Origin of the sequence: Pectobacterium aroidearum (genome assembly GCF_015689195.1) — a bacterium.
Classification (GTDB): domain Bacteria; phylum Pseudomonadota; class Gammaproteobacteria; order Enterobacterales; family Enterobacteriaceae; genus Pectobacterium; species Pectobacterium aroidearum.
Genome location: NZ_CP065044.1, coordinates 1,239,502 through 1,252,912, shown reverse-complemented (window position 1 = coordinate 1,252,912; position 13,411 = coordinate 1,239,502). Strand labels below are relative to the sequence as shown.

Below are 13,411 nucleotides of genomic sequence, written 5' to 3'. Positions count from 1 at the left end.
GTGTATTGATAATCGCAGCAACGACCCGATAATCATGCAGATTATCGGGTTAGAAAATACAGTTTATTTATATGATGAAAAATACGTGATAAAAAAACGAATAAAAATTATAACGGCAGCCCTTTTTCCCAACGCTCCCGAACTTCAGTAGGTGACAGCGGTGGAAATTTAACACCTCGTTCCAGTAACAGCTGTTTTACCTTTAGTGCCCAAGGATAGTGCGGAGATTTAGGGGACATAATGGATAAGCTGTCGTGCACACGCCACGCCAGGCTACTACCGGTTGAAGAATAGGTATCGAAACTTGCGCCCTGCTCAATCAACCAATAAACAATTTCGTATTCATTTACATAAGCAGCATAAAGCGCACTATTTCTTTTATTTTGATCTTCTAAATTCAGATCAGCCCCTTTCTCAACAAGTAGCTTAATATCAGCCCACCGTTGCTCATTAATGGCGCTAAATATTGCAGGCTGACCACGCCGACCAATTGCATTCGGATCTCCACCTGCATCCAGAATAATGCGCAGCCAGTCCGGATCTTTGGCTCCCGCCACGGAATTAACTGCGCTGTCGCCAAATCCGTCTTTATAGTTTGGATCGACACCCAGTTTAAGCGCCAGCGTGACGGCCTTTTTATCCTTCGTCTCATAAATCAGCCACAGCAGCGGCGTGACGCCTTCTTTTCCCTGAATATTCAGGTTAACGCCCTGCGACAGTTGATGACGAGCGGCTGATTCGTCATCTTTTTGAATGCTTTCCAGCACCGCCACCACAGGCGGTTCAAAAAGTTCACTCGCCCGCATACTGTGTCCTCCTGCCTGACAAGCGGTTAATAATCCCAGAATAACGACGCCTACCCATTTTATACGTGCCAACCATTGCATTATATTCCCCTGAATGTATTGGTTATCTTCCCGATATCTTCCTTTTTCTGGCTTTCAATACCCGCAATCACCTGATCCATACCGTGGCGAGCAATCGGCGAGCCCCCTACTGCGGGAAGCGTCATCATATCACCACTGGCTTTCGGCAACCCCCCTCCCAGTAGCTTTGCAACACCGATAACACCACCAATCGCCGCGCCGGCGGTTCCGCCAATCAATGCGCCAGCCCCGGATAGCAAGCCTGGAATCAACGCCTTACCGTAAGTTTGCACCATGGTTAATATCTCGCCATCTACCGCTTGTGTTTTAATCAATGACGCCGTTTCTGCCAATGTCGCACCACCACCTCGCAAGGCCGTATTCTCATGTAATCCTGCGGCATTGAACGTATAGCCGGGAAGTTTTGTCGCACTGACCGCAGCAGAGGCTAACCCGCCGCCCAGAGAATGGCCAACAATAACAGGTGGAGGATTTGGCATCAGATCTTTGACCTGAGTCGCGAGATCCATTGCTTGTTTGTACTGCGCAGCTTCAAATCCCATACCCTGAGTGGCGTTAGTCAGCCAGTCTTTAACGCCCGTCACCGCGTTATTCGTGCCCCGGTAGGTCAACATGGTTTCGCCATTAATCGCTGATTTAAACAGTGCAGAACCAAACCCTGTTTTCTTATCCATGAAGTCATTGTCCGTCAAACCCGGAAGTTTTTGGACATCCAATAGTTCCAGCCCCACGGGTGCTTTCGGTAATTTATCCAACACGCCGCGTCGGAATTCATCGACCGAGTAAACATACTGGGCAGCCTCTGCGCGTAAGATGCTGTCGTTATTAAACGCCAGCCGCTTTGCCGCATCGGCTAATCCCGGCAGCGTCGCTGCCTCGGTCGCCAACTTGGCACGCGCCAGATAGCGCTCTTTACGCTGGGCGACGGAGAGCAAGTCATCAAGAATAGGCAGCTCGGCGACCGAAGCCCACTCCATTAATGTCGGCAACAGCATCGGCGTCAATGCCAGCAGAGGTGCACGGCTTTTTGCCGATTGCTCAGCGCAGGGTTTCACCGGGGACTGATAGGGCGAGTCACCAATAATGACGTTCCCACTGCCAGCGGCAACCGAGCCGCCGCAGCCGATCGCATCGCCGATACGCGCCGCCAGCTTGCCATTGATAATGACCGTTCCGGATCCTGCCGATATCGCACGATTGTGTACGCCGTGAGGCATATTCGGGCAAGGGCAGGCGTGAAGTAAGACCGCATCGCTTTTGCGGGCCGCCGGTTTGCCATTAATGATGACATCACCACTGCCTTCAATAATCGGGGTGGCAGGAAAACAGCCGTGACCCGCGCAGCTGTCCCCTAAACGTGCAGCTCCTGGCATAGTTCCTCCTTAACGTCTGTCTGGTGCATCCGGCAGCGTGGGCCTCGTCGGATCTTCTGGCGTAATCGATACCGGCGCAGTCCCTACGCCAGCCGCACCGCCGTCGTTGATTTTTACAATCGTCCCGGAAATCGTCACGCCCGCGCTATCAATCTTGATAAAACCGCCCGGCGCCTTGATGGTCAACGCTTGCCCTGCTTCCAGTACGATATCCGCGGCTTTCAGGTAGCTGTCCGTATTCACCAGAACGCGCTGGTGCGCACCAATCAGCGTCTCTTCAGAACCGGACATCGTGGTCTGGCGGCTCCCTTCGATACGGGTAATCTCTCCCCCGCCGATGAAACGTTTGAACGACGCACCAATCTTCTGAATAAAGCTCCGACCAATTTCCTGATGATGGTCCTGACCGATATTTTCAAAATCGTCCTTGCCTATCGTTCGGTGACGGTGACGAGTAACCCGTTGGAACTGATCCTGATCCACGCTGAGGTGCTGATCGCGCCCGACACTCTGCCGATGGATGTTATTGATGACACCATCCATATCTTTCTGAGCGTGATAGTAAATTTGTTCACGCGTCGCCTCATCCTCAAAGCGCAACTCGTTGAAGCCACTGCCTTTATGGGTATCGGTACGTAGCGTCGTGCGCGTTTTATGTGCCGGTAAAACATACGGTGTCGGATTGGTCGCGTGGAAGGTACGCCCGGTGACAATCGGCTGGTCCGGGTCACCTTCCAGGAAGCTGACGATCACTTCATGGCCAATACGTGGGATAGCAATCATGCCGTATTGACCGCCCGCCCAGCCCTGACTCACCCGCACCCAGCAGGAGCTTTGGTCGTTGCTCGCGCCGTATCTGTCCCACGGGAATTGCAGTTTTACCCGACCATACGGGTCACAGTAGATTTCTTCCCCGGTCGGACCGACAACCGTGGCGATTTGCGGGCCGTCCACCATCGGTTTATACGGCATCGCGGCGCGCCACGTTGTTGTACCTTTCACCACCGCAAAACTGTTACTCATGGTGGTTGGTTCGCCACCGCTTTCCTCTTCCAGCGCCTGCGGCTGTTGCCCGACGTGCGTCACGCTCACCGTCTGCCACACCGCATTCAGCGTCGCATTCGGGTGCTCTGTCAGGGTAAACATACTACCCGGCATCAGCCCCGCGCAGTTGGATTCCCCTTCGCTCGTCACGGCTCCAGATCGCAACGCATCCAGCCGGTAGCCGCTGAACGCCTTGCCGCTCGGGTCTTGTTTATAGCGCCCCGGATAGTCGTAATGCTGGTAGCTTTCACGCTGGTGCGCCAGCTCACCGCTCATCTTCTTGTGTGACAGCCCGTAAGCCGGCGTCTTGAAGCTATAGTCTTTCAGCTCGACTTCGGCCGTGCTCACCCGCTCTGCGTAGTGGAAGCGCCGAACGTATTCCCCCTCGCTCAGCCCCTGCGTGGCGAGATTGAAGAACAGCTCCGGGCCTTTGGTCAGTGCGCCCGCATCGTCGGCAAACACCACCCGGTGTTTGCCCTCTTCATATTCGTGGAAGAAGTACATGCCTTCCTCCGCAGCCAGACGGGTGATAAACGCCAAATCGCTTTCCCGGTACTGCACGCAATATTCCCGCACCGCATGCTCGTTACGCAGCGCAAAGGCGTAGTCGGTGATGCCAGCCTCTTCCAGCAGCATGCTGATAATGGCTTCCGGCTTTTGTGCCTGAAAAATACGGGCGTTAGTGCGCAACCCCAGTCGCCACAGCGCCGGACGGACTTCTATCTGATAGCGCGTGCGCCGAAAACCGGTGTCGCCCTGCGTGAAGCCGCTGACAATCCCGCTGACCCGACGTTTCAGTTCGCCTTCATACCAAATCATCAGCTCGCACGGCTGGTCCAGCACCGCTCCGAAATCGACATCCGGCTGTGCGCTCGCCAGACTTAGCGACAGGCTGAAAGGCCGGTTCAATCCTTCATCCAGCCTGAAATCCACTACTGCAAAAGTGCCTACCGCCAGGGCACCGACCTTAACGGTGAACTGTAATCCTGTACTGTTTGCCACCTGCTTTCTCCTTCTTCGCCGTTGCCATGGCTACCGCACGCCTCAGGTTCCCCTGAAACGGCATGTCGCTATCCTGATGAAAATAAAAACCTGAGTTGGGGTCTGAGTCTGCTCACACCGCAAGTCACGCTGATAAAAACATCATGTTGATAAAACATGACGTTGATGAAACGCCACGCCAAAGAAAAACGCAGAAAACCCGGGCAAGCCCGGGTTAGAGATAGAAGGATTACGCTTCGACCGGTGCACGCCAGTCATCAGAGCCGGACGTACCGGCAACCGTGTGCTCCCAGTCAATTTTGCGATAGGCCAGCGACACTTCGATTAACTGGGTGTAGTCCAGTTTTGACGGGTCCTGGCAGTGTGGCATTTTGCAGTCGATGTCAACGATGGTGGAATCGGTCAGCACGGTAGAGAAGAAGTGCTCCTGCTTACCTTCAACTGACGTGCGATACCATTTCAGGGTGACGGTCGGCAGCATTTCACCGGACGCCAGGGCGTTGTACATCAGCGGAACCGCTTTGTTCAGCGCAACGGTGAATTTGAACGGCTTGTGTACGCGCTGGCCGGATGGCTGACCAGACTGCGGGTCGGTTGGTACGGTGACGATGTGTTTGAATTCCTGTACCAGCATTTCGTCTTCGTGGCCTTCCACATAGATGTTGCCGACAGAATCAGACGTGAAAGCACCCGCGGTGATGTTGCCCTGCGTTTTACCTTCGATGCTGATATAGCATGGAGTTGGCATAGTCTTGCTCCTTGTTGTTGAACGGGATTACTAGTTAAACGGAATGAGTAACTTCACCGTCTGTATAGCAATACATATGCCAAAACTTATCTTTATGTTTTATAAAGAAATTTACCTAACAAAAATTTCACCTAAGTAAAACTTGAGCAAGAAATTGCGCAGACCTCGCGAATCGTTTGCAGACATTGCGCAAAAAGTGATTTACACCAGAAAGTGAGCAATAAGTTGCGCAGAATGCGCAGTTATTCTGAATGTTTACGTTAGTGATGAATTAACGAAATGAATGACCGATAGAAATCATGCTTATTAATAGCAAAAAACTATATTTGGCGATAAATAGCGCATGTTCATAACAATAAGAGTAAGCAGTCACTTACTTTTTTTTATGATAAACAGGAATGGCAAAGCCAGCGTATCCAACGATAAAAATAGTCATACAAACAAAAAACGGGTGTTGCTATCACGCAACACCCGTCTGTTTATTATCACTATTTATGCCACGATTATCCGACCAGATAACAACGATCTACCGCTACGGATTACTCTGTTTTCCCCGATGACCAGTGCATCGCCAACCGCTGTCCGGCTTTGATTTCATCAGACTGCATCGTCGCCTCCAGATCGTTACGCGCATGAATGGCCTCAGGCATCCCCTCCGTCGCTGCCATCGCATACCAGGCGTAGGCATGAATACGATTGCGCGAGGCACCCAGCCCGTCCTGACGCATCATACCCATCCGATACTGCGCCATGCGGTTGCCGTCATTTGCCGCCAGACGGTACTGCTTCATCGCCTCAACATAATCCTCTTTGCCGCCCTGTCCCAGCCGCAGCATCTCACCGTAAGCCAGACGGGACTCGGTATCTCCTGCGGATGCCGCTTTAGCATATTCTTCACGCGCACGCGCAAATTCGTTCGCTTTAAACAAGCGTTCACCCAGTTCACGCTGCGCCCGGATGTAGCCCGCAGAGGAGGCCTGAACCAGATACTGTTCACGCTTTTCATGGGTTGTCTGGCTCTGACTGAGCAAATAGTCTGCCTCGCCCGATCCACCGGATGCAGCACGCTCCAGCCAATAACGCGCCTTTTGCTCATCCCAAGGTAAGCGCTTACCTTCGCGGTATGCCTTGCCCAGCCAAAGCTGTGCTTCGGCATCACCTGATGACGCGGATTTTTGATACCAGTTCAGCGCATCCTCGCCGTCTTCATGCCGCGCCATCCATAGCTGCGCCTGTGCCTGCCCCAACGTCGCCGCCCGGAAATACCAACGTTCGGCCAGATCGCGACGGATCACCACGCCGTTGCCCTGCTCGTAACGCTGCGCCAATTGGTACTGCGCATCCCGATTGCCGAGTTCAGCAGCCTTCAACAACCACGATACGGCCTCTTTCTCACCGCCGGTATGTGTCGCGTGCCATTGGGCAACAATCAACTGCGCGGGGGGATAGCCATTCGCCGCAGAGGATTCAAACGCGCTCAGACAGGCCGCGACCAGCTTACCTTGATGCTGAACCTGACAGTCCATCCCCAACCGATGCCCCGCTTCGCCATTTCCCAGACGCGAGGATGTTGTCCACCACTGGCGGGCAGACGGGCTGTTCTTTGGCGCGCCCAGCCCGGCCTGATACCAATCGCCAACCTGAAGCGCGGCAGCAGCGCGCATTTCTGTATTAGCGGGGAGTTCAGACAGGCCAGACGCCTTTTGCATCCACTGCATCGCCTCGGTGTACTGCGAGCGCGCGGCGAGTGTCTTTGCCAACTGATATTGCGCTTCACCGTTTCCGCGGTTCGCTGACGCCGCCAATTCCGTTTCAGACAGCGACGTGATCGGTGCCTGACATGACGCCAGCCAGCAGGCCGAGAGGACTATCAATAATTTTTTGTATTTCATCATGTGCTCAGCGTTTTTCCCTTCACGATAATCAGCTGGCGGAATTACCCTGCTGCAAACGGTATAAGCGAATATTGAAGGCGCGCAGTTCGTCTTCCATCGCACGCAGTTCCGCTGGCGTCAGCGACTGGTTCTTGATTTTACGCGCCTCAAGTTCCCGCAGCCGTATCCCGAAGGGGACATCCGACATCAGGTCTTTTTGCATGTCATAGAGCTTTGATTTCAGGTAGGAGATCGTCACTGTCCGGCGCTGTCGTTCCAGTTCCAGCAGTTGTTGCAAGGTATCGTTGACTCTGGCGCGCGCCTGTTCGTAACCCAGCGTTTTCGGTTCATCACCCTGCTGGCGTTCAAGCGCAATCTGCCATTGGCGTTCCATTTCCTTCACCGCCAGCGAATCGGGATAGAGCTGCTGCATCACGTTTTTCAAGCCGTTGCCGTATTGGTACAGGTAAAACGGCGACGCATTTTTCACCTGCTCTAACTGTGCCTGATAGCGGTTGATCAGCTCACCTTCCATGCCCTGTAATTTCTGTTCACCCAGAACAATCCGCACCCGGCGAATGTCATTATGATCGGGGGCAGCGGGCAACGCGTACGCGGGCTGCTGCAATAGCGCCAGCGCATCAGCTTTCTGCTCCTGCCAATACTGCCAGCCCGTCATCGCCGCCACGGGCAACGCACAGGTCAGCAGTCCGGAGACAAACCAGAACCACGCGGGTTTCTGCTTTTTATGCGCTTCAATTTTCAATACCGTCGGCTTCATTTGCCCTTTCTCCCGTCCGATGAGAATGCTACCTGCGGGCAATGGAGCCTGCCCCGAGCCTGATGAACCTCCGCTTTGCACCGTCGCGCCGGGCTCCATATCCGAATGAAAGAACACCATCGGCGGAATCTGCATATCCTGCTTTTTCAATTCCTGATCGTCCGACACAATGACAATCTCGGTTTCATCAAACAAATGGGTATAGCCTTCAACGAAGTGCAGCAGATTCTCAACGCGGGGGATGCGGCTCAAGCCGGCGTTGTGCAGCTTTTCACTCATGAGTTGCAGCGCACGTTCGCAACGGTAAACCAGCCGCTTATGTTCATGACTGATGGCGTATTGACGCACCACTTCGCTGATGCGGGCAATAAACCAGTCCAGCATCTCGATACGCGCCCGTTCCTGATGCACCGGCGGCCAGAAGTTATCCCACTGCGTGACGATCAGGTTCGCCAGAAATTCACAGCTTTCCGTGAAGCCCGTCAATCCCGCCAGTCTTGAACGCGCCAGCGTAAAGTAGATCGCGGTCTGAAGATCCACGCCCTGCTTTTCAAAGATGGTGGTGGCCATATCGTGCACCAGCATCCAGTCCACATCAGGGCGAGACGCGTGACTCAGCTTGTTAATTTCCGCCCGAAGTGCGTCAAACTCCGGCAGCATCCGTGGATCGCGGCCGACTTTCAGGGCCTGTTGTGCATCTTGCATATCACATCATCCAGCAATAGGGAGCCTGAACAGGCTCCCGAGAGTTAATTAATAAAGAGAGTCAGGCAGCGTGAACTGGCTGAACAGACCACCGGCAAACGGGTTATGGCTGGCATCGGTATACACGCGATACGTCATCGCACCGTTCTCCAGCGAGAAACGTACGTCAAAGGTGTTCTCATTCACCTGAGTCAGCTGATCGCTATTGATTAACCGGAACATCGCCCACGGCCCGCTAAAGCTCAGGCTGCGCGGTGAACGCTCACGATCGTCCGGCACCAGTGTCAGCTTGCTCTCAGCCCCGTCACGCATACTGTTTGGCCACACCAGCGGCGTTTTCTGGCGACGACCGTGGCTGTATTCCAGCAGTTGTCCATCCAAATTGAGTACGCTGCGGCGCTTGTTCGCCGTCAGTTCCAGCGGCTCCAGCACGAAATGCACTTCCAGACTGCCCTGCGCATTAAACAGGGTCTGGCGGATGCGAGTGGCGCGTTCAAGCTGTTTCACCAGTTCAGCCTGCAACGGCGACGCCATGCCTTCTTCCAGCATGCCGCTTTCCATCATCGCCTTGAGGTTGGTTTGATAGAAGCTGTCCAGCGTCCCGCCAGCCATGAAGAACATTTCCATTTCCGATAGCGGCACATCCTTGTTCGATGACGGGTCGAAGGGATAACGATCCGCCAGCTTCTCATTGAATGGCGTCACGACTTTATCCAGCCATTCCTGATTCAGTGACGACATCGCCAGTCCGGTCACCAAACTCGCGCTCTCTCCAGCGAGCTGTCCGACCCAGCGATCCAGCGGTGCGGGAAGGCTGCGGGCGTATTGCTGTAAAGCGAATACCGGATCGGCAAATTTATTTCCCTGCCGCGCCTGCACCGCTTTCAACGCCGCCTGCCCAGGATCGGTCGCGTTAACGATCTGATCGAGATAGTGATAGAGATCGGTCAGCTTCTGATTGACCTCTTGCACCAGCGGCCCTTGCTCACCACGTCCGCTCAGCGCCGCGTTGATGGTCATAAACGGACGACCAATCCGCGTATTGATGTTCTGCGCCGTGTCGTTGTCATCATCGGCCAGCTTACGAATGCGGGTATTATCACTAACCGTCGTCAGCACGCGCTGGAAAGGCTGATCGTTGCCGGTAATATCCGTGAGAATATCGAGCGCCTGCTCCGGCGTATCGAGCGTCTGCACATCAATGTTCGCCAGCACTTTCTGCCACTGGTTGATGTAATCCGTAATGTAGCGATCGTTCACCTGACGCAGAATTTCACGCCGATCGGCCTCGCTGAACTGCGCACGCTCACGCTGTCCCAGTACCCAGGCATCCAGCGCCGTCAGCTCTAACAGGGCTTTGTCCTGCTTGAGGTAATAATCACTAAAGCCGGGGTACGTTAGCAGCCGCGGCACGCTTCCCGCTTTGTCATTACGCAGGGAAAACACCGGATCAAAGGTCGGCCCGACCTCATCACGGATCGCTAAATCTGGTGGCAATACCTGTGTCGCCTTCATGACCAGGCTCTGATAAACGCGCTGATACATCGGCAGCTTGCTCAGTTCCTGCTGGGCAAGCGTAATCGGCTGATTAAAGGGAGCAAACGTGCTGATGGCTACCGCATCTTTCTGCTCACGCGCCTTGTGCCAATCCGTGTGCTCAAGGGCATAATCCAGATGCTGCATCAGTTGTTCCTGCACATTGCCCTGACCGGGAAATGCCTTCTGCCAACGCTGCGCCATAAACTGTTCGACCAGCGATTTATTACGCCCTGACGCATCATCCAACATCCGCATCACGCGCAGAATCGTCAGCTTTTGCTCACTATTGGCAGGTGCCTGATTCAAATCCTCCAGCAACCCTTGCATCACCGCCGGAAGAAAGCGCTGGTTCAGCATTTGCAGGTAAGTGCCTTCAACATAAGGCCCAATCTTGCCGCCCTGATACAGGCCAAGATCGGCCAGCATCGGCGTACGTTCGTGGTAATTACCAAAAGATAAGGTCGCATCGCGAATCAAATTCAACCGCGGCAACTGCTGATAACCGTAGCCCGGCTGCCCTTCCAGTTCATTGGTGCCGATAAACGCCTGCGCTTTCGTCAGTACGTTACGTCCGGCCTCTTCATTGACCCGATAGAAATGGTGCCAGCTGCCAATCAGCACCAGACTGGCAAGCAGCATGCAGCCCACGCCGATGCTCAGTCGACGCCGACGATAGAGGCTATGCAGCCGGTTTTCACCCGCCAGACTGGCTTCAGGGAAGATGACGTCAGGAAAAAGGCGCTGCACAAAGAACGTATTGGATTCCCCGCGCAGCGCGGGATTAATCGGTTCAGGCAGTTGATAGCGTCGGGAAGCCGACTGCGCAAAGGCATCGAACGGTACCCCTTGCTGATAGACAGAACTCACGTAAACACCGCGGATCAGAAACGCGCGATCCTCGCCCGTCGCTAACGTTTCCGTCAGCACTTCCATCACATAATCTTTCACGCCAGCGAGTTGGCGGACGAACGAGAACAGCGAATTGCGCACGCTTCTGTCGGACTGCGTCAGCAGCATGTCTGGCAGGTTGTCATTCAGGTGCGTGACCCACTCATCCCAGAAACGCTCCAGCTCTTCTAGCCAACCTTTGCCATTGCTCGCCTGCGGGGTAAAGGTCACCCCCAATACTGCCTGACGCGCGTCGCGGTTTAACTGGCGATAGACCTTATCGAAGCCGCTCAGCATATCCAGACGGGTCAGCGCGATATACACCGGTAAGCGCGTATTGATGTTGACGGAAATTTCCTGCAAACGCGCGCGCATGACCTGCGCATAAGCTTTGCGATCCGCGACGCCAGCCTGTGCCAGCCAGGAAATATCCAGCGTGAGCACCAGACCATTAAGCGGCTGACGGCGGCGGTTTTCACTCAGCCACTGGAGCAGGTGCTGCCACAGTCGAGCATAACGCTGTCCGAGTGAATCGCCTTCCAGTTCAGGCTGTGCGAGTAGCTGTCCGCTGGGATCCCAGATAACGGCGGACTCACCGACCCAACTGCTCACCTGCTGGCCTGCCGCCACGTCTCGCAGCTCCGCATCCAGCTTCGGGTTCATTTTGTTTGCCGGATTGGCACGATGGATCAGGCTGCTTTTCCCGCTGCCAGCCAGACCAATCGTCAGATACCAGGGCATCGCATACAGTGCGCGTTTACCCAGTTGGGTCTGAAACGCCTCCAGCCAGCGATCGAGAAACGTCTGCTGGCTATCGACATACACCTGCAAGGGATCCTGCTCAATTACCTGTTGTTCATGACGCTCCGCACGCATCTGCTGCACACGACGCCAGACCATCCAGGCACTATAGGAGAACGCCAGCCACAGCCAGACCAGCGTGAACACCACGCGACCCCAGATTCCCTGTAACGGGCGTGATTCGCCCACCACCAAACGCGGCCCCAGCCACCAGGCCAGAACCAGCACGACGATCCACAGTAGCACGCCCAAAAGCAGCCAGGAGGGTTTCAGTTTAGGCAACTGCTTGCGTAGAAAGGTTATGATTGTTTTAAACATAAGTGACCATTCACTCCGAATGTCTTATTTTTTGCGGGATGCCGCCAACCGCTCTACGCGGCTGACCATTCCCGGTTCCCATTGCATCAGGCCCAATTGTTGGCTTTCCTGCCACATGTGCTGATAGTGCTGTGCTGCCAGTGATTTCATCCCTTCTTCGGCGAGTAAATCTGCCAGTACCAACTCGGCATAAAAGCGGTCACGCGGTTCTTTCAGGCGGCGCATACGTTCATCCAATAACTGCATCGCCGCGCCAATTCCTTTCTCATCCCGGCAGGCGGCCGCCTCCGTCGCCAGATCGTCCTGCCGTGCCCCGCCACCGCCGCGAACGGGCTGGCTGGACTGTAGCCACTGGCTACACTTCCCGGTCAAAAAGGGCGCGCCATCGCTGAACGCCAGTTCACGCAGCTCAGGTAAACGCTGAATAAACGCCGAAAGCTCCTCGGCAATCGCCGTTGCGACAGAGGTATGCCCCAGCCTTGAGGCCACTGAAGCGGACAGCATATGACCATCAAACCAGTAAGGTGCCAGCACCAGGCTTTGCTCTATCCGTTCCCACAGCGCCAAGTCAGCCTGTGCCAGCGCACTTTGGTATTCATCCACGCGATCCGCCGAGACGGGCGCCAGTTGGGTTTTATTTCCCTTGGATGACATCGGCGGTGTGGCAATACCGGACCAGATAGCGTGACGGCGCAGACGGTAGCCAATCGGTGAGCCGGGATGGCGCTCAACCAGCAGCGCCGCGACGTTCAGCTGGGTTTGCCGCCAGCCGCGCTCGTCGGATGAATTAATTTCTACCGAACTGACTGGCGTCGAAGCCACGCTGGCGCTGGTTTCACTCCCGTCCGTTGTTCCACCGCCGCTGGCCGTCGGCGTCGGTTTCGCCGTCTGATTCGCCTGTTCCTGCGCCTGCTGCCGCTGTCTGGCACGCTTAATGCCCTGCACCAGTTCATCCATCAGCGAGGCTTTGTCGCTGACCAGTTCACTCCAGCGGGTCGCCACTTGCTCCGTTAACTTCTGCAATTGCTCCAGCTCTGCGCTGGATCCGCTTTCTGCAATACGCGGAAGCACGCTCTCAAAACGCCGAATAATCTGGATCATCAGCTTCTGCTTCTGAACCGGACTGGCAGGCCAGGCGATCGCCCAATAACTCTCCAGCCAGCTATCCAGCAGCATCAGCGCGGTAGAAAACGGTGTTGCTTTGGCCGGGTGCTGTAAGCAGCGCAGTAGCTGCACCAGTACCCGCATGTCTTTGGTTTTGCTTTCCAGCAAGGTCAGGCAATAACCCGCGACTACGTTAAGGTCGACCTGGTTATGCGCCAGCGATCCCAGCTTGACCAACTCCGTCTCGACCTTTTCCCAGAGCGGATCGTCAGGCAATACCGCCGCGCGCAACATCTCATCCGGTAACGAGGTTTGCAGGCGTTTACACCAGGGATGTGCATGCATGA

At 54.9% G+C, this 13,411-nt stretch carries 8 protein-coding genes; all 8 read right to left on the bottom strand.

The window, feature by feature from the left end:
• Positions 1-107: 107 nt before the first annotated feature.
• Positions 108-806, bottom strand: a complete 699-nt coding sequence (locus I2D83_RS05585; protein WP_194431723.1) for an ankyrin repeat domain-containing protein — start codon at positions 804-806, stop codon at positions 108-110.
• Between the two features lie 80 nt (positions 807-886).
• Positions 887-2,260 (bottom strand): PAAR domain-containing protein, encoded by a 1,374-nt coding sequence (locus tag I2D83_RS05580; RefSeq protein WP_194430796.1) that lies wholly within the window; start codon positions 2,258-2,260, stop codon positions 887-889.
• Between the two features lie 9 nt (positions 2,261-2,269).
• A complete protein-coding gene (locus I2D83_RS05575; RefSeq protein WP_205947690.1) occupies positions 2,270-4,306 on the bottom strand; it encodes a type VI secretion system Vgr family protein in 2,037 nt (678 codons plus the stop codon).
• A 229-nt stretch (positions 4,307-4,535) separates the two neighbouring features.
• Entirely contained in the window at positions 4,536-5,054 is a 519-nt protein-coding gene (locus I2D83_RS05570) for an Hcp family type VI secretion system effector (RefSeq protein WP_014916345.1), read from the bottom strand.
• A gap of 539 nt (positions 5,055-5,593) precedes the next feature.
• Positions 5,594-6,949, bottom strand: coding sequence for a tetratricopeptide repeat protein (locus I2D83_RS05565; RefSeq protein ID WP_205947689.1), 1,356 nt, complete (start codon positions 6,947-6,949; stop codon positions 5,594-5,596).
• 28 nt (positions 6,950-6,977) lie between these two features.
• Positions 6,978-8,414 (bottom strand): VasL domain-containing protein, encoded by a 1,437-nt coding sequence (locus I2D83_RS05560; RefSeq protein ID WP_205947688.1) that lies wholly within the window; start codon positions 8,412-8,414, stop codon positions 6,978-6,980.
• 48 nt (positions 8,415-8,462) lie between these two features.
• Positions 8,463-11,960 carry a type VI secretion system membrane subunit TssM gene (gene tssM, locus I2D83_RS05555; protein ID WP_015841397.1) on the bottom strand — a complete coding sequence of 1,166 codons (3,498 nt, stop codon included), beginning with the start codon at positions 11,958-11,960 and terminating at the stop codon, positions 8,463-8,465.
• Positions 11,961-11,984: 24 nt separating this feature from the next.
• Entirely contained in the window at positions 11,985-13,409 is a 1,425-nt protein-coding gene (gene tssA, locus I2D83_RS05550) for a type VI secretion system protein TssA (protein WP_181848408.1), read from the bottom strand.
• Positions 13,410-13,411 lie beyond the last annotated feature (2 nt).

Excerpts from the sequence above, each read along its gene's own strand:
- I2D83_RS05585 (WP_194431723.1), bottom strand. The coding sequence starts at position 806 with ATGCGGGCGAGTGAACTTTTTGAACCGCCTGTGGTGGCGGTGCTGGAA.
- I2D83_RS05580 (WP_194430796.1), bottom strand. The coding sequence starts at position 2,260 with ATGCCAGGAGCTGCACGTTTAGGGGACAGCTGCGCGGGTCACGGCTGT.
- I2D83_RS05570 (WP_014916345.1), bottom strand. The coding sequence starts at position 5,054 with ATGCCAACTCCATGCTATATCAGCATCGAAGGTAAAACGCAGGGCAAC.
- I2D83_RS05565 (WP_205947689.1), bottom strand. The coding sequence starts at position 6,949 with ATGATGAAATACAAAAAATTATTGATAGTCCTCTCGGCCTGCTGGCTG.
- I2D83_RS05560 (WP_205947688.1), bottom strand. The coding sequence starts at position 8,414 with ATGCAAGATGCACAACAGGCCCTGAAAGTCGGCCGCGATCCACGGATG.
- tssM (WP_015841397.1), bottom strand. The coding sequence starts at position 11,960 with ATGTTTAAAACAATCATAACCTTTCTACGCAAGCAGTTGCCTAAACTG.
- tssA (WP_181848408.1), bottom strand. The coding sequence starts at position 13,409 with ATGCATGCACATCCCTGGTGTAAACGCCTGCAAACCTCGTTACCGGAT.